We start from the raw sequence: 25,216 nt of genomic DNA, 5'->3' as shown, positions 1-25,216 counted from the left end.
GAGCGTACTGATGGCGACGAACGCGATCGACCAGACCCGCCGGATGCTCTCCCTGGTGACGTACCTGCGCGAGCGCCCCGGCGCCCACGTCCAGGACGTGGCCCGCGCCTTCGGGATCACCGAGGACGAGCTGATCTCGGACCTCGACGTCCTGCCCATGTGCGGGACGAGCTTCCGCGGCGGGGACCTGCTGGACATCGACACCGACGGCGACCGCATCTGGTGGCACAACCCGGACGACGTCGCCGCGCCGCTGCGGCTCGCCGCCGACGAGGCGACGGCGCTCCTGGTGGCCGCCCGCGCCGTGGCCACGCTGCCCGGGCTGCGCGAGAGCGACCGGCAGGCGCTGCTGCGGGCCACCGCGAAGCTGGAGACCGCGGCCGGTGAGACGGGCGCGGCGAGCTCCCGGCTCTCGGTCACCTTCGAGTCGGAGGGCGGCGTCTTCGCCGATGTCGACCGGGCGATCTCCGAGCGCCGCAGGCTCTGGCTGCGCTACTACTCGCCCGCCCGCGACGAACTCACCGAGCGCGAGGTGGACCCGATCCGGCTGTTCGCCGTGGGGCACACGTACATGGAGGCGTGGTGCCGGTCCTCCGAGGACCGGCGCACCTTCCGGCTCGACCGGGTGGCCGAGATCCGGCTCCTCGACGAACCGGCCGCCCCGCCCGAGCTGGAACTGCGGGACCTGTCCGAAGGGCTCGTCCACCCGGCGGCCGAGGACCCCGAGGTCGTGGTCGAGGTGGGCCCCGGCGGCCGATGGGTCGCCGAGTACTACCCGCACGACAGCGCGCAGGAACTGCCCGACGGCGGGCTCCGCATCACCCTGCGCACCCCCGATCCGGCCTCGCTGCGCAGACTCGCGCTGCGGCTGGGCGGGGAGGGCCGCATCGTCTCCCCACCGGAACTGGCACAAAGCGCGCGGGAGGCGGCCCGTGCGGCGCTCGCCGCGTACGACGGCCCGGCCTGAGCGGATACCGAGGGAGACATGAGTCATATGTCCGTGGTGTCGGACGTTCCGACCGTGGTGGTGCCCGAGTCCGTGCGGTTCAGGGCCGCCTGCCCGGACTGCCGCGAACGGTTCGAGCTGGCGGCGGGCGCCCTGCGCCTCGCCGTCGGCGCCAGCCGCCGCACGACGTTCTACTCCTTCACCTGCCCCCGGTGCGGCACGGCCGTGCGCAAGCCCGCCGGGGAGCGGATAGTCGAACTCCTCACCGGCGGCGGGGTCCGGACGCTGCGCCTCCACACCTAGGGCGTGACGAAAACCCCGGCCCCGCCCTCCACATCCGTCACCGGAACGCCTCCCGCCGCACCGGCTCCGAGACTCCGCCCCCTAGACACATCGAGGCTCTGCGCATGTTCTGGCCCATGCTCGCCATCGCCCTGGGATTTCTCGGCATCGCCGTCCTCGGCGTGCTGGCCGTCAAGGTCTTCGTCGAAACCCAGCGCCTCGGGCGCCAGGTGACGCTGACCACCCAGCGCATCAACCGGGCTGCGGAGGACCTCGAAAGGGCGGCGACCGACCTGGCCGCCACCGGCGAGGCGCTGCGCTGACGGACCCCGCGCCCCGGGTGCTCCGTCGGCTCCCATTCGCCCTGTGAGCAGGGCGAATGGATCGGGACGGGCGCGGCCTCCAGTTTCTCGGGCCGGAGGGGTACGCTGCTGAAGCGGCCCGGAGAGCGAGGCATGGGCCGTAACCGCAAGGATGCGTGGGTATTGCCCTGTGTTTACTCCTGCGGGATACGATCGCTGACAGTACGAAGGTCGGACGTCCGGTCCGAGGTTCGATCCGCCCGCCCCTGCTGCCTCGGTGAGAAGGTACACGCATATGTTCGGAAAGCTTGGCGCTCCCGAGATCATCCTGATCCTCGTCGTCGTCATTCTGCTGTTCGGCGCGAAGAAGCTTCCTGACATGGCTCGCTCGCTCGGCAAGTCGGCCCGCATCCTCAAGAGCGAAGCCAAGGCGATGAAGTCCGAGGGCTCCCCGTCGGCGACCCCGGCCGAGCCGGCCGCCAACGACGCGGCCCAGGACCAGACCGCCCAGCGCACGATCAAGGCCGCCCCCGGCGACGTGACCAGCTCGCGTCCGGTCGCGGAGCCGACCGACTCGACCAAGCGCTGACAAGAAACGGGCCGACGCAGGCGCCCTGATCATGAGGGCCTGCTGCACGAGATGAGGACGTGGGTTGCTCAAGTCTGCCCGCAAGCAGGAGACGGACCCAGAGGGCCGCATGCCCCTGGTGGAGCACCTGCGTGAGCTGCGTAACCGGCTGGCCAAGGGGCTGCTCGGGATCGTCGTCGTCACGATCGTGGCCGCGTTCTTCTACAAGGACATCATCGAGGTCTTCACCAACCCCGTGTTGAAGGCGGTCGGTTGTGAATCCAGCTTCGCCGAACTCGCGAAGAAGGAAGACGGCACCTGTGCGCGCATCGTTCTGAACGGTCTGCTCACCCCGTTCACCCTCGCCCTCAAGGTCTCCTTGATGGCGGGCATCACCCTGTCCTCGCCGCTCTGGCTCTACCAGCTGTGGGCGTTCGTCGCCCCGGGGCTGCACAAGCACGAGAAGAAGTACTCCCTCGCCTTCGTCGGCGCGGGCTTCCCGCTCTTCCTCGCGGGTGGTTTCTTCGCGTACAAGACCCTGCCCACGATGTCCCGGGTGCTGCTGGAGTTCTCGCCGGAGGACCTCGACAACCAGTTGCCGCTGGACGAACTGCTGGACCTGATCACGCGCATGGTCGTGGTCTTCGGCCTCTCCTTCGAACTGCCCCTGCTGCTCGTCATGCTGAACTTCGGCGGGGTCATCACCGGCAAGCGGATGCTGGGCTGGTGGCGGGGCATGATCATGGGCATCACGGTCTTCGCCGCGGTGGCCACTCCCAGCACGGACCCGGTGAGCATGCTGGGGCTCGCCGTACCGATCTGGGTGCTCTACTTCGTGGCCACGGCGATCGCGCTCCTCAACGACCGCCGCAAGGCGCGGATCGCGGCGGCGGGCCCGGCCGACGACGAGGCGTCGGACCTGGACCTCACCCCCGAGGACATCGGTGAGATCGAACCGGTCTCGTCCCCCCGGTCGCTGCCCTCGCAGGCGAACTCGGACCGTGACCGGCTGAACGGTTACGACGACATCACCTGACCTTGTAGGGTCCCCGGGTGACCAGCGAGATCACCCTTTTCGTCAATCCCACCGCGGGAAGCGGCCGGGGCGCGCATGCCGCGCAGCCGGCCGCTTCCGCGTTGCGGGACGCCGGATTCTCCGTCCGCACGGTTCTCGGCGAGGACGCCGACGACGCCCTGCGAAGGGCCCGCCGGGCCGTCGCGGACGGGACCGGCGCACTGGTCGCGGTGGGCGGGGACGGCATGATGTCCCTCGCCCTGCAGGCCGTCGCCGGGACGCGGACCCCGCTCGGGATCGTCGCCGTCGGCACCGGGAACGACTTCGCCCGCGCGCTCGGGACGCCGATACGGGACCCCTCCGCCGCCGGGCGGCTGGCCGCCGAACTGCTCAAGGGCGGTGCCGTGCGCGAGATCGACCTCGGCCGGGTCGGCGAGCGGTGGTTCGGTTCCGTGCTCGCCTCCGGCTTCGACTCCCGGGTCAACGACCGCGGCAACCGGATGCGCTGGGTCGGCGGACGGTTCAAGTACGACCTCGCGATCCTCGCCGAACTCGCCGCGTTCAGGCCCATCCCGTACCGGATCCGGCTGGACGGCGGCCCCGTGCGGGAGATCGAGGCCACCCTCATCGCCGTGGGCAACGGCTCCACGTACGGCGGGGGCATGCGGATCTGCGCGGACGCCGTCATGGACGACGGGCTGTTCGACGTGACCGTCGTCGGGAACTGCAGCCGCACCACCCTGCTCAAGGTCTTTCCCCGCGTCTACAAGGGAACGCACCTCGGCCACCCCGCGGTCACCGTGCACCGGGTCTCCTCCGTCGAGCTGGCCGCGGCCGGTGTCACCGCGTACGCGGACGGTGAGCAGCTCGGGGCGCTGCCGCTCACCGCGCACTGCGTGCCGGGCGCGGTACGGGTGCTCGCGCCGGGTCCCTCCGGCGGGATTTAAAGATCGCGCCTGCTGTCAGAGGGGGCGGGTAGTCTCGAAAGCACGATGACAGAGGACCTCTCACCAGCTGAGCGATACCAGGCTTCTCGGATCCGTGCCGCCGAGCAGGCCACCGCACTCGCACCCTTCCGCGAGCTGTACGAATTCGATCTGGACGCCTACCAGATCGAGGCCTGTGAGGCCCTGGAGGCCGGCAAGGGCGTACTCGTCGCCGCCCCCACGGGGTCGGGCAAGACGATCGTCGGTGAATTCGCCGTGCACCTCGCCCTCTCGCAGGGCCGGAAGTGCTTCTACACCACGCCCATCAAGGCCCTGTCCAACCAGAAGTTCACCGATCTGGTCAAGCGGTACGGACCGGACAAGGTCGGCCTGCTGACGGGCGACAACAGTGTCAACGCCGATGCCCCGGTGGTCGTCATGACCACCGAGGTGCTGCGGAACATGCTGTACGCGGGCTCGCAGGCGCTGCGCGGCCTGGGCTACGTGGTGATGGACGAGGTGCACTACCTCTCCGACCGCTTCCGGGGCGCCGTCTGGGAGGAAGTGATCATTCACCTCCCGGACTCCGTGACCCTGGTGTCGCTGTCGGCGACGGTGTCCAACGCCGAGGAGTTCGGCGACTGGCTGGACACCGTCCGTGGCGACACCCAGGTGATCGTCTCCGAGCACCGGCCCGTGCCGCTCTGGCAGCACGTGCTGGCGGGCCGCCGGATGTACGACCTCTTCGAGGAGGAGACCGACCACGGCGGCCGGGGCACCGGACGCCGCGAGGTCAACCCCGATCTCGTCCGGCTGGCCCGGATGGAGAACCAGCGGGGGTACAACCCGCGCGAGCGCCGCCGCGGCAAGATGGTGCGCGAGGCGGACCGGGAGCGCGAGCGGCGCCAGCGCAGCCGGATCTGGACCCCGGCCAGGCCCGAGGTCATCGACCGGCTGGACGCCGAAGGGCTGCTCCCCGCCATCACGTTCATCTTCAGCCGGGCCGGCTGCGAGGCCGCCGTGCAGCAGTGCCTGCACGCCGGACTGCGGCTCAACGACGAGGAGAAGCGGCGGCTGGTCCGCGAGATCGTCGAGGAGCGCACGGCCTCCATCCCCGGCGAGGACCTCCACGTCCTGGGCTACTACGAGTGGCTCGAAGGACTGGAGCGGGGCATCGCGGCCCACCACGCGGGCATGCTGCCGACGTTCAAGGAGGTCGTCGAGGAACTCTTCGTGCGCGGGCTGGTCAAGGCCGTCTTCGCCACGGAGACCCTCGCCCTCGGCATCAACATGCCCGCGCGTTCGGTGGTGCTGGAGAAGCTCGTCAAGTGGAACGGCGAGCAGCACGCCGACATCACCCCCGGCGAGTACACCCAGCTGACCGGGCGGGCAGGGCGCCGCGGCATCGACGTCGAGGGCCACGCCGTGGTGCTCTGGCAGCGCGGCATGGACCCGGGCGCGCTGGCCGGCCTGGCGGGCACCCGCACGTACCCGCTGCGCTCCAGCTTCCGGCCCTCGTACAACATGGCCGTCAACCTGGTGCAGCAGTTCGGGCGGCACCGCTCGCGCGAGCTGCTGGAGACCTCCTTCGCGCAGTTCCAGGCGGACCGGTCGGTGGTCGGCATCTCCCGCCAGGTCCAGAGGAACGAGGAGGGACTGGCGGGCTACCGGGAGGGCATGACCTGTCACCTCGGCGACTTCGAGGAGTACGCGCGGCTGCGCCGCGAGCTCAAGGACCGCGAGACGGAACTGGCCAAGCAGGGCGCGGCGCAGCGGCGGGTGGCCGCGGCGGCCTCGCTGGAGAAGCTCAAGCCCGGTGACATCATCCACGTGCCCACCGGCAAGTTCGCCGGGCTGGCACTGGTCCTCGACCCCGGGCTGCCCGCCGGGCGGACCAACGGGCACGGCCATCGCGGGCTCGAATACCACGACGGGCCGAGGCCGTTGGTGCTGACGGCCGAGCGGCAGGTCAAGCGGCTCGGCTCGATCGACTTCCCGGTGCCGGTGGAGGCGCTGGAGCGGATGCGGGTGCCGAAGTCGTTCAACCCGCGCTCGCCGCAGTCGCGTCGCGACCTGGCCTCCGCGCTGCGGACCAAGGCCGGCCACATCGTGCCGGAGCGGCACCGCAAGGGGCGGTCCGTCGCGGCCGACGACCGGGAGATCGCCCGTTACCGGGCGGAGCTGCGGGCGCACCCCTGCCACGGGTGCGACGAGCGCGAGGACCACGCGCGGTGGGCCGAGCGCTACCACCGACTGCAGCGGGACACGAAGCAGTTGGAGCGACGGATCGAGGGGCGGACGAACACGATCGCCCGCACCTTCGACCGGATCGTCGCGCTGCTCACCGAACTCGACTACCTGCGGGGCAACGAGGTCACCGAGCACGGGCGCCGCCTCGCGCGGCTCTACGGCGAACTGGACCTGCTGGCGAGCGAATGCCTGCGGGCCGGGGTGTGGGAGGGCCTGAACCCCGCCGAACTCGCGGCGTGCGTATCGGCGTTGGTGTTCGAGGCGCGGCAGGCCGACGACGCGGTGGCGCCCAAGCTGCCGTCGGGACCGGCGAAGACCGCGCTGGGCGAGATGGTCCGGATCTGGGGCAGGCTCGACGCCCTGGAGGAGGACTTCAAGATCAACCAGGCGGAGGGGGTCGGACAGCGCGAGCCCGACCTGGGGTTCGCCTGGGCGGTCTACATGTGGGCGTCGGGCCGGACGCTGGACGAAGTCCTCGGCGAGGCGGACATGCCGGCGGGGGACTTCGTGCGGTGGTGCAAGCAGGTGATCGACGTGCTGGGACAGATCGCGGCCGCCGCGCCGAGGGAGGGGAGCTCCGTGGCGCGCAGCGCGCACAAGGCGGTGGACGCGGTGCTGCGGGGGGTCGTGGCGTACAGCTCCGTGGGGTGAGGTCTCCCCGCGGGGCGGGGCCCGTTTCGCGAGTGCCGCACGAGGCGCCGGACGGGCCGGGGTGTTCTGCGGGGCCCCCGGTGCCGCACGGCCGTCGACCGGTCCGCTCCGCGCGGACCGGTCGACGGTCCCTGCTCCGGCCGGTTGCCGCTCCGGCCGGTTCCCATTTCGGCTTTCGGCTCCCGGGCGGCCTCCGCTTCAGGTGGTGCGGCTGCCGCTCTTCATGGACACGCCCGCACAGACCAGTCCCAGCAGCACGGTCAGGCCGCCGACGATGACGTTGCTGAGGACGATGCCGAGGTCGGGACTGCTGCCGACGATCCACGTCGAGAGGATCGTCCAGGCCCCCATGGCGCAGATGGCCCAGCTCAGGCCGTACATGCGCTCGGGCATGGCGGTGAACCCGAGGCCCAGGGCGGCGATCGCGAGACCCATGATCAGGTTGTGCGTCGCGAGCGTGGGCTGACTCGCCGTGAAGTGGAGCACCCACGGCGATATGGCGCAGTAGAGACCGGCGAGGAACACCGGCGCGTCCACCAGGGCCACATCGCGGCCGCCGAGCATGCGGGCATAACGATCGCGCATTTCGGAGACATCGGGGTGACTGGCCATGTCACGGCCGGTGTGCGAGAGGTTTGTCATGAGGTTCGTCTCCTTCCCTCGTGCAGCACCGCCACCACGTGCCGTGTGATGAACAGCCTGCTCTGTCATTCTGCTCTTATATGCCCCTTATGTGTAGGTTCTGGGCCGGTCAATGTCCGCGGGAATCGCGTGGGGCGGCCCCGTCCAGCCGCCGGGCCAGGTCCACCAGGTCGGCGGTGCCCAGCACCCGGCCCCCGTACCCCGGCAGCGGTACGTGCAGGGGTTCCGTCCAGCGGGGCGGGATCGCGCCGAAGCCGTGCACGGCACCCGCCAGGCCGCCGGTCACCGCCGCGACCGTGTCGGTGTCGCCGCCCACGTCGACGGCGGCCGCCACGGCCTCCTCGTACGTGCGGCCGGTGCGCAGCGCCCAGAGCGCGGTGCCCAGGCAGGGCCACACCGCGCCGTTGAACTCCGTCGCCGCGTCCGGGTGCCAGTCCGGCGCCAGGACGACGGCCCAGCGCCCGCGGTGGTCCTCGTGCACCAGCTCCAGGGCGGCGGGTACGGCCCCGAGCGGATCGCCCCCGTCGAGCGCCACCCGGAGCAGCTCGTGGAGCACGGCGGTGCCCTCCCAGGCGGCCCGGTCGCCATGGGTCAGCGCGGCGATCCGGCGCGCCGCGTCCATGGTCGCCGCTTGTCCCAGGGGCGCGAAGTACACGGCGGAGCCGGCCGCCCGCATCAGCGAACCGTTGCCCGCCGCACGTCCGTTGACCTGGAAGTGCAGCGCGGCGGCGAGGTCCCAGGGCGCGCCGTCCGTCAGGACCTGCTCGGTCTGCAGCCCGATGTCCTTCGGCTCGGCCGCCGCCCACCGGCGGAATCGGTCGAACACGTCGGGGAGATCGAGTCCGCCGCGCTCCAGCAGGGACTCCGCGACCAGAACGGCCATCTGGGTGTCGTCCGTGGCCTCGCCCGGGTCCCAGCCCCCGCCCCCGCACATCGTGCCGACGCCGTCCGGGAAGCGGGCCGTGTACACACCGGCGGGGCCGAACTCGAACGGCGCCCCGAGCGCGTCGCCCACCGCCGATCCGACGAGGGCGCCCGCCACCCGGTCGTGCCGGTCCGTCCCGCTCACAGAATTCATCCGGTCAGGGTATTCATCCGGCCGGGGCGCGGAGCGCGGCCCGGTCCGGCTCCCCGCTCCCGGTGCGGGCCCTCGGCCCCCGTACCGCCCGCAGGACGAGGAAGACCAGCAGGCCGAACGGCGACAGCAGGATCGTCAGCACCAGCAGCGGACCCATCGCCCACGGGGAGATCCCCAGTCGGCGCCCCTCCAGGAACATCCACTGGCCCAGCAGCAGATCCCAGGCGATCACCTGGGCCCAGACCGCCCCGGCCCCGTTCGCCAGGGCCGTCAGGTCGCGGAAGGTGTCGATGTCGGGGCTGCGCACCGCGTCCCAGAGTTCGGGCAGGACGGGCAGCGCCATGAGCAGGTAGACCGCCAGCACCGGCAGCACGGTGAAGGGGGAGGCGGCGACGCGGGCCGTGAGGCGCAGGCCGGGCGCCAGGATCATGAGCAGCCAGAAGGGGGCCGCCAGGAGGAACGAGATCTCGAAGAGCGCACCGGTCATGTCACGAGCTCCTTCGTTTCCGTGGAATCGGACTTCGGGTCGGGAACGGGATTCGGGCCGGGGTGGTGCTTCGGGGCGGGGCCGGACCGCGGCCGCCGGTCCGCGCGGGCCGTCCGCAGGGCGAGCAGGCCGCCGGCGGCGGTCGTCGCCACGAGCAGGGCGGCGGCGCCGAGCGTCGCGCCGTCCGGGTGGACCAGGGGCTGGCCGCGCAGCGCCTGCCAGGTGACGAGCGCGACGAGTGCCGCGTACGACGCCGAGGCGACTTGTACCAGCCGCAGCCGGACCCGCGGATCGCGCAGTCGCGCGAAACGCGGGGCGAGGGAGATCAGGACGAGCAGGAGGAGCGGCAGCAACTGGAGCGCGTGCATCCCGACGAAGTGCGGTATGCGCAGGTCGCCGCCAGTGGTGGACCAGCCGGTGAGCGGCATCGACGGGCCGCCGTCCGGTACGCCCACGGCGTGGGCGCCGATCACGTCGGCGGTGTCCAGGTTTCCGGCCGCCCGCTGCTCGGGGGTGGGCTGTGTCATCAGGAAACCGAAGGCGGCACCCACCAGGGCGAGCAGCACGCCCGAACGTATCGCCCAGGCGGCGGCGCGGTCGGCCATGCGGGCGCGCAGCAGCAGGACCGCGATGACCAGCGTGCCGGTCCACAGGACGACGACCGTGACGGCCATCGCGTTGAACAGCGCTTCGTCGAACGGCGTGGCGTGGTTGAAGTGGCTGCGCTTCCCGCGGATCACCTGACCGGTGATGATCGCCATCTCGGCCAGGCAGGCCGCAGCGACCACCGTGCCCGTCCACCAGCCGACCCGCCGGCCACGGGTGACCAGCGTCAGCATCCAGGCGAGCGCGAGCGCGTACACGACGAACGAAACCGCGAACTTGAACGGCTTGAACCATATCGCCGCGCCCGCGAGAACCCGGTCGTCGACCATCAGCCCCACGGCCGAGACGACCGACATGACGGTCATCGCCGCGGCGAAGAGCACCAACGGCCGGTGCCAGGAACGCCAGGAGGGCAGGAGCGGGGCGGATAAGAGCCGGGAAGACATGGAACCCCCAGGGAATTATGGATAGCGGTACTCTCTGCTATCCGATAGTGGAACTATCTATGATGGCTCCGGGGGTTGGCAAGAGCGGAAGGATGAACGCGCGGTGCGCATCGGAGAGTTGAGCCGCAGGTCCGGGGTCCCGGTACCGACGATCAAGTACTACGTACGGGAAGGGCTGCTGCCGGCCGGGCAGTTGACCAGCCCGAACCAGGCCAGTTACGACGACGGGCACGAGCGCAGGCTGCGGCTGATCCGCGCCCTGCTGGACGTCGGCGGGCTCTCGCTGGCGGCCATCGGCGATGTGCTGCGGGTGATCGACGACCCCGAGCGGCCGGTGCACAAGGTGCTGGGCTTCGCGGCGAAGCGCCTCGCCCAGTCGGCGGGCGACGATCCCGGTCCCGAACTGGACGACGCCCGCGACGAGGTGGCGGAACTGGTGGAGCGGCGCGGCTGGCGGGCGGACGCGGCCGGCCCGGCCGGTGAGTCCCTGGCCGAGGTGATCGTCGCGCTGAGGCGGGCCGGGCACGGCGGTTTCGTCGAACTGCTCGACGCCTACGCGGCGGCCGCCGAACCGGTCGCGCGGGCCGACCTCGACTACGTGGGGCGCCGGGTGGCGCGCGAGGACCTGGTGGAGAGCGTGGTTGTGGGCACGGTGCTGGGGGAGGCGATGTTCGGCGCGCTGCGGCGGCTCGCGCACGTGGACGCCTCGGCGCGCGCGTACGGGGGCGGGAGGGGCGCGGACGGTGGGGGCCCTGGTGGTGCGGATGGCGCAGGTGGTGCGGATGGCGGGGGCGGGACGGGGGCGGCTGCCGGGGGATGACGGCCCGCGTCCCGGTCCCGTCCCGACGCGCGTGTGCCCCGGCCGGGGCCGGGGCACACGTACGGGGGCGACGGGGGCGGGACCCGCCCGGTCCCGGTCCGGCGGAGGGGCCTACGCGGCGCCCTCCTGCTCGCGCTCCACCTGCTCGTTCCACTCGCGCTTGACCGAGCGCCAGGCGTCGTCGTTCTGGCCGAGCCGCCAGTAGCCCGATATCGACAGCCGGGAGAGCGGGATTTCGCGGTCCAGGCGCAGGTGGCGCCGGATCTCCTTGACGAAACCGGCCTCGCCGTGGACGAACGCCTGGACGTCGCCCGCCGGGAACTCCAGCTCCTGCACGGCCGCGACCAGTGCCTCGCCGACCGGCCGCTCCCCGCGGTGCAGCCAGGTCACCCCGACGCCCTCGGGCGTCACGATCTTCTGCTCCTCCTCGGCGTCCGCCACCTCGACGAAGGCGTGCACCACCGCGCCCGCGGGCATCTGCTCCAGCGCCGCCGCGACGGCCGGCAGGGCGCTCTCGTCGCCCACCAGGAGGTGCCAGTCCGCCGAGGCGTCCGGGGCGTAGCCCCCGCCCGGCCCCAGGAGGGTCACCTGCTCGCCCGGCGTGGCCCGCGCCGCCCAGGGCCCGGCGAGCCCCTCGTCGCCGTGCACCACGAAGTCGATCGCCAGCTCGCGGGCGGCCGGGTCCCAGGACCGCACCGTGTACGTACGGGTCGTGGGCCACAGCTCCCGCGGCTGCTCCTCGCGGATGCGGGCCATGTCGAAGGGGTGCGGGTAGTCGGCGCCCTCGGGGGCGAAGCAGATCTTGACGTAATGATCGGTGCACCCGGAGAGCTCGAAGTCGGCGAGGCCCTCGCCGCCGAACACCACGCGCACCATGTGAGGTGTGATCCGCTCGGTGCGCAGCACCTGCGCCCCCTGCGCCTTGGGTGCCTGCCGCGCCGGTCGCTCTGCCACGAGGTTCTCCCTGCTCCGATTACTTAGGTTTACCTAAGCTAGCACTTCATCCGGGCAGAGTGGAGAGCAGGCGCTGCAGCGAACCGCCCAGCCCCCACCGCTTCGCGAGCTCCTCCAGTGCGGCGGGATCGCGCGGCGCGGCGGGCAGTGCGGGATCGAAATCCGGCAGGGGCACGTCGCCCGCGACCCGGACCACCTTCGGCGCGACGGCCACGTAGTCCCGCGCCTCGTCGAGCCGCCTGCGCTGCGACGGCGTGAGCGCCGACCCCGGATCGTCGACGGCGGCCATGATCCCGGCCAGATCGCCGAAGGCGTCCAGTAGCTTCGCCGCGGTCTTCTCGCCGATGCCGGGGACGCCCGGCAGCCCGTCGCTCGGGTCGCCGCGCAGCAGGGCCAGGTCCGCGTACCCGGAGCCGTCCACCCCGTACTTCTCCCGCAGCCACGTCCCGTCCGTCGGCTGGAGCGAGCCGACCCCCTTCAGCGGGTAGAGGACCCGCACCCCGCGGGCGTCGTCGACCAGCTGGTAGAGGTCGCGGTCGCCGGTGACGATGTCCACCGGCCCGGTGGCCCGGCCGGTGAGCGTGCCGATCACGTCGTCCGCCTCGTAGTCCGCGACGCCGACCCGGGCGATGCCGAGCGCGTCGAGCACCTCCTCGATCACCGGCACCTGCGGGCCCAGGGTGTCGGGGGTCTCCTCCTCGTCGGGCAGCCCCTCGGCGGTCTCCACCGCCACCCGGTGCGCCTTGTACGAGGGGATCAGCTCGACCCGCCAGTGCGGCCGCCAGTCGGCGTCCATGCAGGCGACCAGGTCGTCCGGCCGGTGGTCCTGCACCAGGCGGGCGATGAAGTCGAGCAGGCCGCGCACGGCGTTGACCGGCGTGCCGTCCGGGGCGCGCACCGAGTCGGGGACCCCGAAGTAGGCGCGGTAGTAGAGGGAAGCGGTGTCGAGGAGCATCAGGCGTCGCGTCACACCCCGATGATGCCGCACCCCACCGACACCGCCCGCCGCGGACGCCGGGGAGGGCGAACCATGGAACCGATCATGCAAATATGACCTGGGTCACTCTTGTGTTTGGGTTGGATAAGCGGGGGCAGGCGCGCAGCCGGAGCGGATCACGTCGCGATTTCAACCAATGCGCGTGCCGTGCGGACCGGATCCGCGTCGCTCCACGGTCTGCCGGAGGGGGTGGCAGACCGTTTTCGGTTCAACCCGCGAGGTGTATGTGTCAAGGCTGCAGGCCGAGCACTTGTACAAGGTGTTCGGCAGACGACCCGATCAAGCAGTGCGAAGGCTCGAGGACGGTGCCGACCGCGACGAGCTGCGCGCCGACGGAACGACCGCAGCGGTGATCGACGCCTCGTTCACCGTCGAGCCGGGGCAGATCTTCGTCGTGATGGGTCTGTCCGGGTCCGGCAAGTCCACGTTGCTGCGCATGCTCAACGGACTTCTGGAGCCCACCGCCGGACGCGTGCTGTTCGACGGGCAGGACCTGACCGCCCTGGCCCCCGCCGAGCTGCGCCACGTCCGGTCCTCGAAGATCAGCATGGTGTTCCAGCACTTCGCGCTCTTCCCCCACCGCAGTGTGCTGGAGAACGCCGCGTACGGCCTCGAAGTACAGGGCGTACCGCGTGCCGAACGCGAGAAGCGTGCCGCGGAGGCGCTGGAGCTGACCGGTCTCGCCGGCTGGGAGAAGTCCTGGCCCGACGAGCTCTCCGGCGGCATGCAGCAGCGCGTCGGCCTGGCCCGCGCCCTGGCCACCGACGCCGACCTGCTGCTGATGGACGAGTCCTTCAGCGCGCTCGACCCGCTGATCCGCCGCGACATGCAGGACCAGCTGCTCGAACTGCAGAAGCGGCTGAAGAAGACGATCGTCTTCATCACCCACGACCTCAACGAGGCCATGCGCCTGGGCGACCGCATCGCCGTGATGCGCGACGGGCGGATAGTCCAGCTCGGCACCGCCGAGGACATCCTCGTCACCCCGGCCAACGACTACGTCGCCTCCTTCACCCAGGACGTCGACCGGACCCGGGTGCTGACCGCGGGGGCCATCATGGCCGAGCCGCACACCGTCATGGGCACCAGCACGGACGACGGCAAGGAGCTGCGCACCGCCGCCGACGTGATCGCGGCCGCCCCGGCCACCGTCACCGAGTCCACGCCGATCGCCGAGCTCTTCACGCCCTGCTCGCAGAGCGGGGTCGCGGTCGCCGTGACCGACGCCGGGGGCAAGCTCGTCGGCGTCGTCCCGCGCGCCCGGCTGCTCGCCGTCCTCGGCGAACCGATGACCCCCGCCGAGGCCCCGAAGGACGCCCCGGCCGACCTGAAGAAGGTGGCCAGTGTTTAGGCTCCCTCTCGGTGACTGGGTCGACTCGGCCGTCGACTGGCTGCAGGCCCACCTGGCCTGGTTGTTCGACGCGATCAGCTCCGTCGTCAGCGGCATGTTCGACGGCATAGCCGCCGTGCTCTCCGCCCCCGCCCCGCTGCTCTTCGCGGGCATCGTCGCCGTCATCGCCTGGTGGCTGCGCGGTCTGCTCGCGGGCGCGCTCGCCTTCGTCGGATTCGCCCTCATCGACTCCGTCGAGCTGTGGGACGAGGCGATGGACACCGTCACCCTGGTGCTCGTCGCCACCATCATCGCGCTGGTGCTGTCCGTGCCGCTGGGCATCTGGGCGTCCCGCTCCAAGGCCGTCAGCGCGGTCACCCGCCCGGTCCTGGACTTCATGCAGACCATGCCCGCCATGGTCTACCTGATCCCCGGCGTCATCTTCTTCGGCGTCGGCGTGGTCCCCGGCATCATCGCCACCATCATCTTCTCGCTGCCCCCGGGCGTCCGGATGACCGAACTCGGCATCCGCCAGGTCGACGGCGAGCTCGTCGAGGCGGCCGAGGCGTTCGGCACCACCCGGCGCAACACCCTGCTGCGGGTCCAGCTCCCGCTCGCCCTGCCCACGATCATGGCGGGCATCAACCAGGTCATCATGCTGGGCCTGTCCATGGTGGTCATCGCCGGCATGGTCGGCGGCGGCGGCCTCGGCGGCGCCGTCTACCGCGCCATCGGCAACGTGGACGTCGGCCTCGGCTTCGAGGCGGGCATCTCCATCGTCATCGTGGCGATGTACCTGGACCGGATGACCAGCGCGCTGGGCCGCGAGGTCTCCCCGCTCGCCCGGCGCGCGCTCGCCAAGGCGCAGTCGATGGCCGGCGGCCCGAAGGTCTGGAACCACCGCCCGCAGCCCGTGGTCGCGGTCGTCGGCGTCGTCGTCCTCGCGCTCGTCGCGGGCGGCATGGGGATCTTCGGCTCGTCCGGCCCGGACAAGGGCACCGCCGCCGACGGTTCGGACATCGGCGCCGGCAAGAAGATCAGCATGGGTTACATCCCGTGGGACGAGGGCATCGCCTCCACCTTCCTCTGGAAGGAGATGCTGGAGCGGCGCGGCTTCCAGGTCGACGTCAAGCAGTACGAGGCCGGCGCGCTCTACACCGGCATGGCCAACGGCCAGATCGACTTCGAGACCGACTCCTGGCTCCCGGTCACGCACGCCAGCTACTGGAAGAAGTACCAGGACAAGCTGGAGGACATGGGCTCCTGGTACGGCCCCACCTCGCTGGAGCTGGCCGTCCCGGCGTACCTGGAGGACGTCAAGTCCCTGGAGGACCTCAAGGGCAAGGGCTCGCGGTTCAAGAACCGGATCGTCGGCATCGAGCCGAGCGCCGGTGAGACGGGCCTGCTCAAGGACAAGATCCTGCCGGGCTACGGCCTGGACGAGGAGTACAAGGTCATCGACGGCTCCACGCCCTCGATGCTGGCCGAGCTGAAGCGCGCGTACGCCAAGAAGGAACCCATCGTCGTTCCGCTCTGGTCGCCGCACTGGGCGTACAACCAGTTCGAGCTCACCAAGCTCAAGGACCCCAAGAACCTCTGGGGCAAGGGCGACGGCATCCACACCCTGGCCCGCAAGGGCTTCTCCGCCGACAACCCCGAGGTCGGCCGCTGGCTCAAGAACTTCAAGATGAGCGAGGACCAGCTCACCAGCCTGGAGGCGGAGATCCAGAAGGCCGGCTCCGGCAAGGAGCAGGAGGCCGTCCGCACCTGGCTGAAGGCCAACCCGGGCGTCGCCGACCGATGGACCCCGGTCACCGGGGCGAAGGCCGCCGCCGCGAAGAAGAGCGGCAAGGACGAGCGCGACCGCCCCGTCGAGATGGCCTGGTTCCCCTGGGAGGAGGACATCGCCGCCACGTACCTGTGGAAGGCGGTCCTGGAGGAGCGCGGCTACAGGATCAACCTCAAGCAGTTCGAGGTCGGCCCGATGTACACCGCAATGTCGCGCGGCCAGATCGACGTGCAGTTCGACGGCTGGCTGCCGTACACCCAGAAGAACTACTGGGACAAGTACGGTTCCCGGCTGACCGACCTCGGCTCGTGGTACGGCCCCACGTCGATCGAGATCGCGGTGCCCTCGTACGTGAAGGACGTCAAGTCCCTCGCCGACCTCAAGGGCAAGGGCTCGCGGTTCAAGAACCGGATCATCGGCATCGAGCCGGGCACCGCCACGATGGAGAACCTCAAGAAGAACGTGCTGCCGACGTACGGCCTCGACGAGGAGTACGAGGTCCTCGACTCCTCGACGCCCGGCATGCTGGCCGAGCTGAAGCGCGCGTACGCCAAGAAGGAGCCCATCGCGGTGCTGCTCTGGACGCCGCACTGGGCGTACAGCGAGTACGGCATGACCAAGCTGAAGGATCCCGAGAAGGCCTTCGGTGACGGCGACCGGCTGCACACCATCGCGTCCAAGGACTTCCCGAAGCAGTACCCGCAGCTGACGAAGTGGTTCAAGGAGTTCAAGCTGAGCGAGGACCAGCTCGCCGGCCTGGAGAACCAGATCCAGAAGCTCGGTACGGGCCACGAGGAGGAGGCCGTGAAGGCCTGGATGGCGAAGAACCCGGGCATCGCGGACAAGATGGCCCCGCAGTAGGGCCCGGAAGCACCCGAAGGGGTGGGTACCGCCGACGGCGGTACCCACCCCTTCCCGCTGCCTCGGTGTTCATCGACGGGCCGACTTGTGCAACCGTGTGCGTAACACGTCGGCAACCGGAAGGATGGCGAGTCGGGAGGGAGCCGGACATGGACGAGAAGGAAGCACTCCGCGTGGGTGCCGCGGTCCGCCGCAGACGCAGGTCCCTGGGGCTCACGCTGGCCGCGGTCGCCGGGCGCAGCGGCCTGTCCGTGCCGTTCCTCAGCCAGATCGAGAACGAGCGGGCCCGGCCCAGCGCCCGGTCCCTGGACCTGGTCGCCGAAGCCCTGGAGACCACCACGGCGAAGCTGCGCGCCGCCGCGGACTCCGCGCGCGCCGTCGACGTGGTGCGCGCGGGCGAGAGCGACGGGGTGCGCCGGGTGGTGCGCGGGCGCCACCAGCTCAGCGCCCTGGAGTTCACCGGGGAGATCGACCTCGGGCGGGAGTTCCAGCACCGCAACGACGAGGTGATGTACGTGACCCGGGGCGGCGTCGAGGTGGAGGCCGAGGGGCAGGCGTACCGGCTGGAGGAGGGCGACACGCTGTTCCTGTCCGGCGGGGTGCGGCACCGCTGGCGGGCCACGGAGCCCGGCACCCGGCTGCTGGTCGTCTCGGTCGCCGAGCACATCGACGCCACCTTCGACCCGCGCCGCTGACCGGAGGCCCCGTGCGCGTCGTCTCCCTGGTGCCCTCGCTCACCGAGGCCGTCGCCACCACCGACCCCGGCCGGCTGGTCGGCGTCACCGACTGGTGCACCCACCCGGCCGGCCTGACCGCCGCCCGGATCGGCGGGACCAAGAACCCCGACGTGGCGGCGGTCCTCGCGCTCCGGCCCGACCTCGTCCTCGCCAACGAGGAGGAGAACCGGGCCGCCGACATCGCCGCGCTCCGGGCCGCCGGGACCGAGGTGCTCGTCACGGAGATCCGCACCCTCGACCGGGCCTTCGCGGAACTCGCGCGCGTCCTGGCCGCCTGCGGCCGGTCCCGGCCGCGCTGGCTGGACGAGGCCGAGGCGGCCTGGGCCGCGCTCCCGCCCCCCTCGGCCCCGCGCCGAGCGGTGGTGCCCGTGTGGCGCAGGCCGTGGATGGTGCTGGGCCGCGACACCTTCGCCGGGGACCTGCTGGCCCGGCTCGGGGTGGAGAACGTCCACGCGGACCACGCCGAACGCTACCCCCGCATCCCCCTCGACGAGCTCAACGCGGCGGGCGCCGAGCTGGTGGTGCTGCCCGACGAGCCGTACCGCTTCACCGCGACCGACGGACCCGAGGCGTTCCCCGCGCTGCCCGCCGCACTCGTCGACGGGCGGTACCTCACGTGGTACGGACCGTCACTGGTGCGGGCGCCCGCGGTGCTGCGAGCAGCGCTCCGTCGAGCAGCCCGCGCAGCGTCCTGACCCCGGCCACCGCCCACGCGGTCACCAGCAGCGCGTACAGGGCGACGGCCAGCCAGGTGAACGCCGTGAGGCCGGTGTGCCGGGCCAGGCCCGCGGCGCCCGTGACACAGGTGCCGACGGGGAAGGTGAAGCCCCACCACGTCATGGCGAAGGTCATGCCGTTGCGCAGGGCCCGCACCACCAGCGCCGCGGACAGGGCCAGCCACAGCAGCGCGAACCCCATCACCGGCACCCCGTACAGCACGGCGAACATCCCGAACCCCGCGACGTACGGTTCCGGGACCGCGCCCGGCGCCGCGTCGGCGATCTGGCCGACCGCGGTCGTCGACTGCCCCAGCGGACCGAGGACCAGGAACAGCGTGGGCGTCAGCGCGAGCGGCAGCGGCCCCCGGTGGACGAGCCGGGCGAAGACCAGCGGCAGCATCACCAGCGTGGCCAGCAGGCTCAGACCGAACATCGCGTAACAGGCCAGCAGCATCGCCTCCCGCCACTGCCCGGCGGGCAGATGGGGCACCAGCTGCGGACCGAGCGCCGCGGAGACCATCGGCGCCACCACCGGGAGCAGCCACACCGGAGAGGCGTTCCCCGGCTCGATCCGGTGGCGCACGACCATCAGGTACGGGACCGCGGCCGCGACGACGAGACCGATCACCGTGCCCGCCGTGTACAGCACCACGTCCAGCGCCAGGGCCGCCGACTCCCCGATGAGATCCCGGCCCACCACGAGCGAGGAGCCGCCGACGGCCAGCAGCGCCATCGAGAGGCAGCCGTAGAACGGGGCGACGGCGGGGTCGAGCAGATGCCCGCGGGCCTGGTCGCGATGGGCGATCCAGTGCCCGGCGCGGGCCGTGAGCAACACCGCGAGCGCGAGTGCCGAGAGCGCCCACACGAACACGCAGACGGTCCGCAGCCCCGGTACGCGCACGGGCAGCGCCACCCCCGCGCTCGCGACGATCGAGGTGCCCATGACGGTGGCGTACCAGTTGGGACCGAGATGCCGCAGGGAGGGCAGGCGGGGGGCGGTCGGGTTCGGGCACGGGGCTGGGGACTGCTGCGTCCGCGGAAGGGTGGCCATGCCAACGATTTTTGCCGCGGGGGCACGACCCCACCAGGGAGTCCGCTTCTATGAGGTCATAAGCTGGCTTTATGGCCGGTGAAGCGCATGTCCCGTCCCCGCTGTCCCACCGGGTCCCCGACCTCGGGGCGCTGGAGCTCCTGCTCGCCGTCGCCCGGCACGGCAGCCTGGGGCGCGCGGCGCGGGACGTCGGCGTCACCCAGCCCGCCGCCAGCAGCCGCATCCGGTCCATGGAGCGGCAGCTCGGCGTGGCCCTGCTGGACCGCTCCCCGCGCGGCTCCCGGCTCACCGACGCGGGAGCCCTGGTCACCGACTGGGCGCGCAGGATCGTCGAGGCGGCCGAGGCGTTCGACGCGGGCGCCCAGGCGCTGCGCGACCGGCGGGACTCACGGCTGCGGGTCGCCGCCTCCATGACCATCGCCGAGTACCTGCTGCCGGGCTGGCTGATAGCACTGCGCGCCGAACGGCCGGACACCGCCGTCTCGCTGCTCGCCGGGAACTCGGCGGCCGTCGCGGGGCGGCTGCTCGTCGGCGAGGCCGACCTCGGATTCGTCGAGGGCCTGTCCGTCCCGGAGGGGCTCGACGGCACGGTCGTCGCCCACGACCGCCTCGTCGTCGTGGTCGCCCCCTCCCACCCCTGGGCCCGCCGCCGCGCCCCCCTGGCGCCGGGGGAGCTCGCCGCGACCCCGCTGATCCTGCGCGAACACGGCTCCGGCACCCGTCAGGTGCTGGGCGCGGCCCTCGCCGTGCACGGCGGCCTCGCCCAGCCGCTGCTCGAACTCTCCTCCACCACGGCGGTGAAGGGCGCGGCGGAGAGCGGCGCCGGGCCGTGCGTCCTGAGCGAACTCGCCCTGGGCGAGGAGCTGTCCTCGCGACGCCTGGTCAAGATCCCGGTCGCCGGAGTGCGCCTGCGGCGCCAGCTGCGCGCGGTGTGGCCCTCGGGCCACCGCCCCACGGGCCCCGCCCGCGACCTGCTGTCCCTGACGGGGCGGGACGGCGCGGCCGGCAGGGCGGGGCGGGACGGCTGACGGGGCGGGGCGAGGCGAGGCGGTATGGCCGGCGGGGAGGTGCGACGCGGCCGGCGGGGCACCGTCGGTCACGGCACCGGGTCCGCGGCCGCCGTCCGGACCGTCGCCGGGCGCGGCACCCGGTCCCGGGCCGCCGCGACCAGTGCCTCCAGCAGCCGCGGGTCGTCACCCATCTCGGGATGCCACTGCACCCCCAGCACCCATGGGGCGCCCGGGAGTTCGACCGCCTCGACCGTGCCGTCCGCCGCATGGGCGCCGATCACCAGGCCCGGCGCCGGGCGCTCCACGCACTGGTGGTGATAGGTGGGTACGTCGCACGGCTCGGGCGCCACCGACGCGTAGCGCGTGCCCGGCACCGGCGTCACCCGGTGCGTGCCGAAGACGCCGGTCGTGCCCGGCGGGCCGGTGTGTCCGTCGAGGTGCTGGACCAGGGTGCCGCCGAGCGCCACGTTGAGCAGCTGCATGCCGCGGCAGATGCCGAGCAGCGGAGTGCCGGACTCCAGGGCGGCCCGGATCAGGGCCAGTTCCCAGTCGTCGCGCTCCCGCGCGGGCGGACCGCACCCGGGATCGCGCTCCGCGCCGTACCTGCCGGGATCCACGTCGGCCCCGCCCGCGATCACGAGCCCGTCCAGCCTGGCCACCGTCGCCCCGGCCCGGCCGGGATCGTCCGGCGGGAGCATCGCGGCCAGGCCGCCGGCCCGCTGGACGATGCGCGGGTACCCGGCCGGCAGGAGGGCGGCGGGCAGCTCCCAGACCCCCCAACGGGCGGCGGGCTCCAGATAGGTGGTGATGCCGATGAGGGGTTCGGGCACGGGGTGGTCGAGAGGTTCGGGCACGGCGGTCCCTCCGGTCGGCCGCCCGCGGGGCGGGGACGGTCCCAGGAATTCAAAGGTCGACACGAATACCTTTGCGTTCCCCGGGGCTCCGCACAAGGGGCCGGGGCGAACCGGCCGCAGGCCGGTTCAGGCCAGGAACCCGCGCAGGAGCGCGGCCGTGCCCGCGCAGTGCTCGCGCATCACCGCACGCGCGGCCTCGGCGTCCCCGTCCAGGATCGCCTCGATGAGACTCGTGTGCTGGTGCTGCGAATGCTCCAGGTTCCGCACGAGCAGCGGTATGCAGTCCAGCAGGTCGTTCAGGGAGGCCCGGACGGCCGCGTACTGCGTGGTCAGCGACGCGGAACCGGAGAGCTCGGCCAGGGTCAGGTGCAACAGGGTGTCGCGCCTGCGGTAGTCCGACAGGGGCGCCTCGTGGGTCGCGGTCAGGGCCGCGCGCAGCCGGTCCGCGCCCTCGTCGTCGAGCCCCTGCGCGGCGCACAGCTCGGCCGCCCCGGCCTCCAGCACCTCGCGGAAGCGCAGCACGTCCTCGATGTCGACGGCGGCCCCCCTCCGGCGCAGCTCGTCCTCGCCGGCGCTGCCGGTGCGCGCCAGCACGAACGTGCCGCCGTACCGGCCGCGCCTGCTCTCCACCAGGCCCTGGTCCTGGAGGACCTTCAGCACCTCGCGCAGGGTGACCCGGCTGATCCCCAGCAGCTCGGCGAGGTCGCGCTCGGCCGGCAGCCGCCCGCCGCCGGGCACCAGCTCCAGCCTGACCACCTGGAGGATCTGCTCCAGCGCCTCCTCGAAGCCGTTCCCGGCGCGGACGGGTCGCAGCACCGGCAACAGACGGTCGATGAACTCGCTCTCCCCGGCCACGCCCCGCCTCCCTTTCGATCAATGGTCGGCCACCACACCTTAAGTCCCGCGGCTGAACGCAGAAGTGGCGGACCGGCGATCGGCGGACTTCCGCCGATGGGCGAACCCTAGAGTGGGGGGATGAGCAACGCGACACCGCCCGGCTGGTACCCGGACGCCGCGATACCGGGCACCGAACGCTGGTGGGACGGTGCGGCATGGACCGCGCACACCCGCCCGACCGCCCCCGCTCCACAGCAATTCGGGCCGCCCGCCCCGCAGTTCGGGCAGCCCGTGCCGCCCGACGAGGCGCTCGCGCGGACCGGCGGGGCCTCCGGCGGCAGGGGCGGTCCCGGCGCCACCCGGATCGTCGCCCTCGCCGTCGCCGGGCTGGTCGTCGTCGGCGCGGCCGTCACCGGGGCGCTCCTGCTGCGCGGGGGAGACGGCACCCCGGAGGCCGGCCCCGCCAGTTCCGCGCCGAAGCCCACCACGACCGCGACCGCGACGGGCACCCCGTCCTCCGGGGGCTCACCGGCCGAGGACGACCCGAAGGTCCTCGTCGACCAGCTCAACGGCATCACCCTGCCGATCCCCGCCGGCTGGGAGAAGCCCGAGCGAACCGTCGACAAGGTCCTCACGATGCGCACCGTCGACTCCTACCGGTGCCCCGGCGACTCCGGCCGCTACTGCTACCACGGCACGGTGACCAGCCGCACCGCGAGCGCCACGGACATCACCTCCGCCGAGGAACTCGCCAAGCAGGACATCGCCGCCGCGGCCGACGCCGCCTACGGGAAGGACCTCATCGGCAACCGGTTCCACGGCGGCATCACCTCCCACGAGGAGCTCGCCTCCGAGTCCGTCAGCGTCGCCGGACGCACCGGCCACCGGGTGCGCTGGCGGGTCGAAACGGGCAAGGGGCCCGGCGGTTACGTGCAGTCGCTCGTCTTCCCGTCCACGGTCGGCAGCGAGACGCTGGTCATCGTGCGCTACGCCTTCGACGCGGGCCCCGACGGGCCGTCGCTCCCGCTCATGGACACCATCACCAAGGGCATCCGGCCGATCGGCGACAGCGCGACGAGCGGCGGCGTGGGCAGCTCGGTCGGCCCCTGACGCGCCGTCGGCCGGTCCGATGGCGCGTCAGGGGCCGGGCGGCGCACCGGCTCCGGGATCAGAGGAACGTACGGCCCTCGCCCCGGTACGTCGGCACGGTCGCGGTCACCCGGTCGCCCTCGATCAGCTGCAACTCGTCGAAGCGCTCGCACAGTTCACCGGCCTTCGCGTGCCGGAACCACACCTTGTCGCCGATCAGCAGATCGTCGGCCGGGGCGCCGAGCAGCGGGGTCTGCACCTCGCCCGGCCCCTCCTGCGGGTCGTAGCGCAGCCCCTCCGGCAGATACGGGACCGGCAGCCGGTCCGGTCCCGCGGGGCCGGACGCCGGATAGCCGCCGCCCAGCACCGTCACCACGCCCACACCGGGCCTGCGCACCACGGGTTGGGCGAACAGCGCGGCCGGACGGGCCGTGAACGACGTGTAGTTGTCGAACAGCCGCGGCACGTAGAGCCCCGACCCGGCCGCGATCTCGGTCACCGCGCGCTCCGCCGCCGTGTGCTGCACGCTGCCGGTGCCGCCGCCGTTCACGAACTCCAGGTCCGGGGCCACCGCCCGGACCGCGCGCACCACCTCGGCCCGCCGCGCGGCGAGTTCCCGGCGGCCCGCGGCCTGCATCAGCCGGATCGCCCGGGAACGCAGCGGCCGGCCCGCGAGCGAGTCCCCGACCCCGGCGATGTGCCCCTCGTACGCCATCAGACCGACCAGCCGGAAACCCGGCCTGCGCGCCACCGAGCGTGCCAGATCGGCCAGTTGGGCGGGGGAGCGGAGCGGGGAGCGCAGGGCACCGACCCTGACCCGGCCGCCGAGCAGCTGGAGCGAGGTGTCCAGCTCCAGGCAGACCCGGATCTCCTCGTGGCCGCCCGCCCGCGCCGCGTCGATCAGCTCCAGCTGCGCGTGGTCGTCCACCATCACCGTCACCGCGGCGGCCAGTTTCGGGTCGGCGGCCAGTTCCGCGAGGGCGGCCCGGTCGGCCGTCGGATAGGCCAGCAGCACGTCGTCGAAACCGGCCCGCGCCAGCCACAGCGACTCGGCGAGCGTGAACGACATGATCCCGGCGAAACCGGGCCGCGCGAGCACCCGTTCCAGCAGCGCACGGCAGCGCACCGACTTGCTGGCCACCCGGATCGGCTTTCCGGCGGCCCGCCGGACGAGGTCATCGGCATTGGCGTCGAACGCCTCGAGATCGACGACGGCGATCGGGGCGTCCAGGTGGGCAGTGGCCCGGTTGTACCGGGTCCGGTCAGCGGCGCGGGCAGTCATGGCCGCAGCTTGCCAGACGTCCGTACCGATGGGTAAGGGCTGTTCCGCATCCCGGTCGCACCGGTGCCACCGGACGGCACGTGCCCGCGTACGGGCCCGCCCCCACAGGGATGATCTGCGCAGATCATCAGGGGTCGGGCGGCCTGCTCCCGCCAGGGGTGCCCCACCCCGTAGAGTGACGGACACGCGGCAATCAGCGGCAATCGAACGGGCCTGCCCGTGAAGCCGATCCGCGCGCGGTACGGAACGGGATCAGGGGGGCGGATGAGTACCGAGGCGCAGCGGGCTCCTGTTCCACCCCGCCCCACGCCCCCGGCACAGGGCACGGATCCGATGCCCCCGGCCTCCGCCGCCCGCCAACCGGAGCCGGTTCCCCCGACAGGGGCGACGAACACGGCACCCCCGGTACGGGAGACGGGCCCCGTGGCTTCCGCTCCCGCTCCCGTGGCTTCCGCTCCCGCTCCCGGAAACCAGGGGCCGGCGCGGGCCCAGGGAGGCGCACCGGCCGCGAGCCCGCCGTCCCCGGCGCCCGTCCGTCCGGCGGAGCCCGCACAGCCGACGCGGAACCCGGCCCCGGCACCCGCCGCCGCGCCCGTTCCGCCGCGCCCGGCGACCCCGCCGCCCGCGACGGCCGTCCCGCCCGTGGAGACCACGGCCCGACTCCGGCCCGTCCCCCCGGCCCCCGCT

24 protein-coding genes are annotated in these 25,216 nt (G+C 72.5%); 14 read left to right on the top strand and 10 right to left on the bottom strand.

The window, feature by feature from the left end:
* Positions 1 to 10 precede the first annotated feature (10 nt).
* The 7 genes from ACFYW1_RS33575 to ACFYW1_RS33545 all read left to right on the top strand — a co-directional run bounded on the left by ACFYW1_RS33575 (position 11) and on the right by ACFYW1_RS33545 (position 6,940).
* Positions 11 to 967, top strand: a complete 957-nt coding sequence (locus tag ACFYW1_RS33575) for a helix-turn-helix transcriptional regulator (RefSeq protein WP_389001927.1) — start codon at positions 11 to 13, stop codon at positions 965 to 967.
* An 18-nt stretch (positions 968 to 985) separates the two neighbouring features.
* The gene (locus tag ACFYW1_RS33570) at positions 986 to 1,249 is read left to right on the top strand and encodes a hypothetical protein (RefSeq protein ID WP_389001924.1); all 264 of its coding nucleotides are present in this window, start codon (positions 986 to 988) and stop codon (positions 1,247 to 1,249) included.
* Between the two features lie 104 nt (positions 1,250 to 1,353).
* The gene (locus ACFYW1_RS33565; RefSeq protein WP_389001922.1) at positions 1,354 to 1,551 is read left to right on the top strand and encodes a hypothetical protein; all 198 of its coding nucleotides are present in this window, start codon (positions 1,354 to 1,356) and stop codon (positions 1,549 to 1,551) included.
* A gap of 274 nt (positions 1,552 to 1,825) precedes the next feature.
* On the top strand, positions 1,826 to 2,119 hold the full coding sequence (tatA, locus tag ACFYW1_RS33560) for a Sec-independent protein translocase subunit TatA (RefSeq protein WP_389001919.1): 294 nt from the start codon (positions 1,826 to 1,828) through the stop codon (positions 2,117 to 2,119).
* A gap of 64 nt (positions 2,120 to 2,183) precedes the next feature.
* Positions 2,184 to 3,134, top strand: coding sequence for a twin-arginine translocase subunit TatC (gene tatC / locus ACFYW1_RS33555; RefSeq protein WP_389001916.1), 951 nt, complete (start codon positions 2,184 to 2,186; stop codon positions 3,132 to 3,134).
* A 17-nt stretch (positions 3,135 to 3,151) separates the two neighbouring features.
* Positions 3,152 to 4,060, top strand: a complete 909-nt coding sequence (locus ACFYW1_RS33550) for a diacylglycerol kinase (RefSeq protein WP_389001912.1) — start codon at positions 3,152 to 3,154, stop codon at positions 4,058 to 4,060.
* Positions 4,061 to 4,105: 45 nt separating this feature from the next.
* Entirely contained in the window at positions 4,106 to 6,940 is a 2,835-nt protein-coding gene (locus tag ACFYW1_RS33545; RefSeq protein ID WP_389001909.1) for a DEAD/DEAH box helicase, read from the top strand.
* A 198-nt stretch (positions 6,941 to 7,138) separates the two neighbouring features.
* Here ACFYW1_RS33545 and ACFYW1_RS33540 read toward each other — a convergent pair whose 3' ends face one another.
* The 4 genes from ACFYW1_RS33540 to ACFYW1_RS33525 all read right to left on the bottom strand — a co-directional run bounded on the left by ACFYW1_RS33540 (position 7,139) and on the right by ACFYW1_RS33525 (position 10,118).
* Positions 7,139 to 7,582: an SPW repeat protein gene (locus tag ACFYW1_RS33540; protein ID WP_389001906.1), complete on the bottom strand. Its 444-nt coding sequence runs from the start codon at positions 7,580 to 7,582 to the stop codon at positions 7,139 to 7,141.
* A gap of 109 nt (positions 7,583 to 7,691) precedes the next feature.
* Entirely contained in the window at positions 7,692 to 8,660 is a 969-nt protein-coding gene (locus ACFYW1_RS33535) for an ADP-ribosylglycohydrolase family protein (RefSeq protein ID WP_389001903.1), read from the bottom strand.
* A 13-nt stretch (positions 8,661 to 8,673) separates the two neighbouring features.
* On the bottom strand, positions 8,674 to 9,147 hold the full coding sequence (locus ACFYW1_RS33530) for an ABA4-like family protein (protein ID WP_389001900.1): 474 nt from the start codon (positions 9,145 to 9,147) through the stop codon (positions 8,674 to 8,676).
* Positions 9,144 to 10,118, bottom strand: a complete 975-nt coding sequence (locus ACFYW1_RS33525) for a hypothetical protein (RefSeq protein WP_389001985.1) — start codon at positions 10,116 to 10,118, stop codon at positions 9,144 to 9,146. Before ACFYW1_RS33525 ends, ACFYW1_RS33530 begins: the two co-directional genes overlap by 4 nt.
* A gap of 184 nt (positions 10,119 to 10,302) precedes the next feature.
* On the opposite strand from ACFYW1_RS33525, the gene ACFYW1_RS33520 reads away from it, so the two are divergent.
* The gene (locus tag ACFYW1_RS33520; RefSeq protein ID WP_389001897.1) at positions 10,303 to 11,019 is read left to right on the top strand and encodes a MerR family transcriptional regulator; all 717 of its coding nucleotides are present in this window, start codon (positions 10,303 to 10,305) and stop codon (positions 11,017 to 11,019) included.
* A gap of 111 nt (positions 11,020 to 11,130) precedes the next feature.
* Here the strand turns inward: ACFYW1_RS33520 and ACFYW1_RS33515 are convergent, their stop codons facing one another.
* On the bottom strand, positions 11,131 to 11,973 hold the full coding sequence (locus ACFYW1_RS33515; RefSeq protein ID WP_389001894.1) for a siderophore-interacting protein: 843 nt from the start codon (positions 11,971 to 11,973) through the stop codon (positions 11,131 to 11,133).
* A gap of 46 nt (positions 11,974 to 12,019) precedes the next feature.
* Positions 12,020 to 12,928, bottom strand: coding sequence for a 5'-3' exonuclease H3TH domain-containing protein (locus ACFYW1_RS33510; RefSeq protein ID WP_389001982.1), 909 nt, complete (start codon positions 12,926 to 12,928; stop codon positions 12,020 to 12,022).
* Between the two features lie 268 nt (positions 12,929 to 13,196).
* Between ACFYW1_RS33510 and ACFYW1_RS33505 the strand changes: the two genes are divergently transcribed.
* The 4 genes from ACFYW1_RS33505 to ACFYW1_RS33490 all read left to right on the top strand — a co-directional run bounded on the left by ACFYW1_RS33505 (position 13,197) and on the right by ACFYW1_RS33490 (position 18,382).
* Entirely contained in the window at positions 13,197 to 14,321 is a 1,125-nt protein-coding gene (locus ACFYW1_RS33505; protein WP_389001891.1) for a glycine betaine/L-proline ABC transporter ATP-binding protein, read from the top strand.
* The gene (locus ACFYW1_RS33500) at positions 14,314 to 16,950 is read left to right on the top strand and encodes an ABC transporter permease/substrate binding protein (RefSeq protein ID WP_389001888.1); all 2,637 of its coding nucleotides are present in this window, start codon (positions 14,314 to 14,316) and stop codon (positions 16,948 to 16,950) included. Before ACFYW1_RS33505 ends, ACFYW1_RS33500 begins: the two co-directional genes overlap by 8 nt.
* 149 nt (positions 16,951 to 17,099) lie before the next feature.
* Positions 17,100 to 17,645 (top strand): helix-turn-helix domain-containing protein, encoded by a 546-nt coding sequence (locus ACFYW1_RS33495; RefSeq protein ID WP_389001883.1) that lies wholly within the window; start codon positions 17,100 to 17,102, stop codon positions 17,643 to 17,645.
* Positions 17,646 to 17,656: 11 nt separating this feature from the next.
* Positions 17,657 to 18,382: a helical backbone metal receptor gene (locus tag ACFYW1_RS33490; protein ID WP_389001880.1), complete on the top strand. Its 726-nt coding sequence runs from the start codon at positions 17,657 to 17,659 to the stop codon at positions 18,380 to 18,382.
* On the opposite strand, the gene ACFYW1_RS33485 is transcribed toward ACFYW1_RS33490, so the two are convergent.
* Positions 18,300 to 19,457 carry a TDT family transporter gene (locus ACFYW1_RS33485; protein WP_389001877.1) on the bottom strand — a complete coding sequence of 386 codons (1,158 nt, stop codon included), beginning with the start codon at positions 19,455 to 19,457 and terminating at the stop codon, positions 18,300 to 18,302. The genes ACFYW1_RS33490 and ACFYW1_RS33485 overlap by 83 nt on opposite strands.
* 71 nt (positions 19,458 to 19,528) lie before the next feature.
* On the opposite strand from ACFYW1_RS33485, the gene ACFYW1_RS33480 reads away from it, so the two are divergent.
* Positions 19,529 to 20,485 carry a LysR family transcriptional regulator gene (locus ACFYW1_RS33480; RefSeq protein ID WP_389001874.1) on the top strand — a complete coding sequence of 319 codons (957 nt, stop codon included), beginning with the start codon at positions 19,529 to 19,531 and terminating at the stop codon, positions 20,483 to 20,485.
* 68 nt (positions 20,486 to 20,553) lie between these two features.
* Here ACFYW1_RS33480 and ACFYW1_RS33475 read toward each other — a convergent pair whose 3' ends face one another.
* Positions 20,554 to 21,297 (bottom strand): gamma-glutamyl-gamma-aminobutyrate hydrolase family protein, encoded by a 744-nt coding sequence (locus ACFYW1_RS33475; RefSeq protein WP_389001979.1) that lies wholly within the window; start codon positions 21,295 to 21,297, stop codon positions 20,554 to 20,556.
* Between the two features lie 150 nt (positions 21,298 to 21,447).
* The gene (locus ACFYW1_RS33470) at positions 21,448 to 22,176 is read right to left on the bottom strand and encodes a FadR/GntR family transcriptional regulator (RefSeq protein WP_389001871.1); all 729 of its coding nucleotides are present in this window, start codon (positions 22,174 to 22,176) and stop codon (positions 21,448 to 21,450) included.
* 120 nt (positions 22,177 to 22,296) lie between these two features.
* Between ACFYW1_RS33470 and ACFYW1_RS33465 the strand changes: the two genes are divergently transcribed.
* Positions 22,297 to 23,268, top strand: coding sequence for a DUF2510 domain-containing protein (locus ACFYW1_RS33465; RefSeq protein WP_389001869.1), 972 nt, complete (start codon positions 22,297 to 22,299; stop codon positions 23,266 to 23,268).
* Between the two features lie 58 nt (positions 23,269 to 23,326).
* Here ACFYW1_RS33465 and ACFYW1_RS33460 read toward each other — a convergent pair whose 3' ends face one another.
* Positions 23,327 to 24,529 carry an amino acid deaminase/aldolase gene (locus tag ACFYW1_RS33460; protein WP_389001866.1) on the bottom strand — a complete coding sequence of 401 codons (1,203 nt, stop codon included), beginning with the start codon at positions 24,527 to 24,529 and terminating at the stop codon, positions 23,327 to 23,329.
* Positions 24,530 to 25,216 lie beyond the last annotated feature (687 nt).

Source organism: Streptomyces sp. NPDC002669, assembly GCF_042889165.1.
Taxonomy (GTDB): Bacteria; Actinomycetota; Actinomycetes; order Streptomycetales; family Streptomycetaceae; genus Streptomyces.
This window is presented reverse-complemented; position numbering and strand designations above follow the sequence as displayed.

Excerpts from the sequence above, each read along its gene's own strand:
- ACFYW1_RS33575 (WP_389001927.1), top strand. The coding sequence starts at position 11 with ATGGCGACGAACGCGATCGACCAGACCCGCCGGATGCTCTCCCTGGTG.
- ACFYW1_RS33570 (WP_389001924.1), top strand. The coding sequence starts at position 986 with ATGAGTCATATGTCCGTGGTGTCGGACGTTCCGACCGTGGTGGTGCCC.
- ACFYW1_RS33565 (WP_389001922.1), top strand. The coding sequence starts at position 1,354 with ATGTTCTGGCCCATGCTCGCCATCGCCCTGGGATTTCTCGGCATCGCC.
- tatA (WP_389001919.1), top strand. The coding sequence starts at position 1,826 with ATGTTCGGAAAGCTTGGCGCTCCCGAGATCATCCTGATCCTCGTCGTC.
- ACFYW1_RS33545 (WP_389001909.1), top strand. The coding sequence starts at position 4,106 with ATGACAGAGGACCTCTCACCAGCTGAGCGATACCAGGCTTCTCGGATC.
- ACFYW1_RS33540 (WP_389001906.1), bottom strand. The coding sequence starts at position 7,582 with ATGACAAACCTCTCGCACACCGGCCGTGACATGGCCAGTCACCCCGAT.
- ACFYW1_RS33535 (WP_389001903.1), bottom strand. The coding sequence starts at position 8,660 with ATGAATTCTGTGAGCGGGACGGACCGGCACGACCGGGTGGCGGGCGCC.
- ACFYW1_RS33530 (WP_389001900.1), bottom strand. The coding sequence starts at position 9,147 with ATGACCGGTGCGCTCTTCGAGATCTCGTTCCTCCTGGCGGCCCCCTTC.
- ACFYW1_RS33525 (WP_389001985.1), bottom strand. The coding sequence starts at position 10,118 with ATGACCGTCATGTCGGTCGTCTCGGCCGTGGGGCTGATGGTCGACGAC.
- ACFYW1_RS33510 (WP_389001982.1), bottom strand. The coding sequence starts at position 12,928 with ATGCTCCTCGACACCGCTTCCCTCTACTACCGCGCCTACTTCGGGGTC.
- ACFYW1_RS33495 (WP_389001883.1), top strand. The coding sequence starts at position 17,100 with ATGGACGAGAAGGAAGCACTCCGCGTGGGTGCCGCGGTCCGCCGCAGA.
- ACFYW1_RS33485 (WP_389001877.1), bottom strand. The coding sequence starts at position 19,457 with ATGGCCACCCTTCCGCGGACGCAGCAGTCCCCAGCCCCGTGCCCGAAC.
- ACFYW1_RS33480 (WP_389001874.1), top strand. The coding sequence starts at position 19,529 with ATGGCCGGTGAAGCGCATGTCCCGTCCCCGCTGTCCCACCGGGTCCCC.
- ACFYW1_RS33465 (WP_389001869.1), top strand. The coding sequence starts at position 22,297 with ATGAGCAACGCGACACCGCCCGGCTGGTACCCGGACGCCGCGATACCG.
- ACFYW1_RS33460 (WP_389001866.1), bottom strand. The coding sequence starts at position 24,529 with ATGACTGCCCGCGCCGCTGACCGGACCCGGTACAACCGGGCCACTGCC.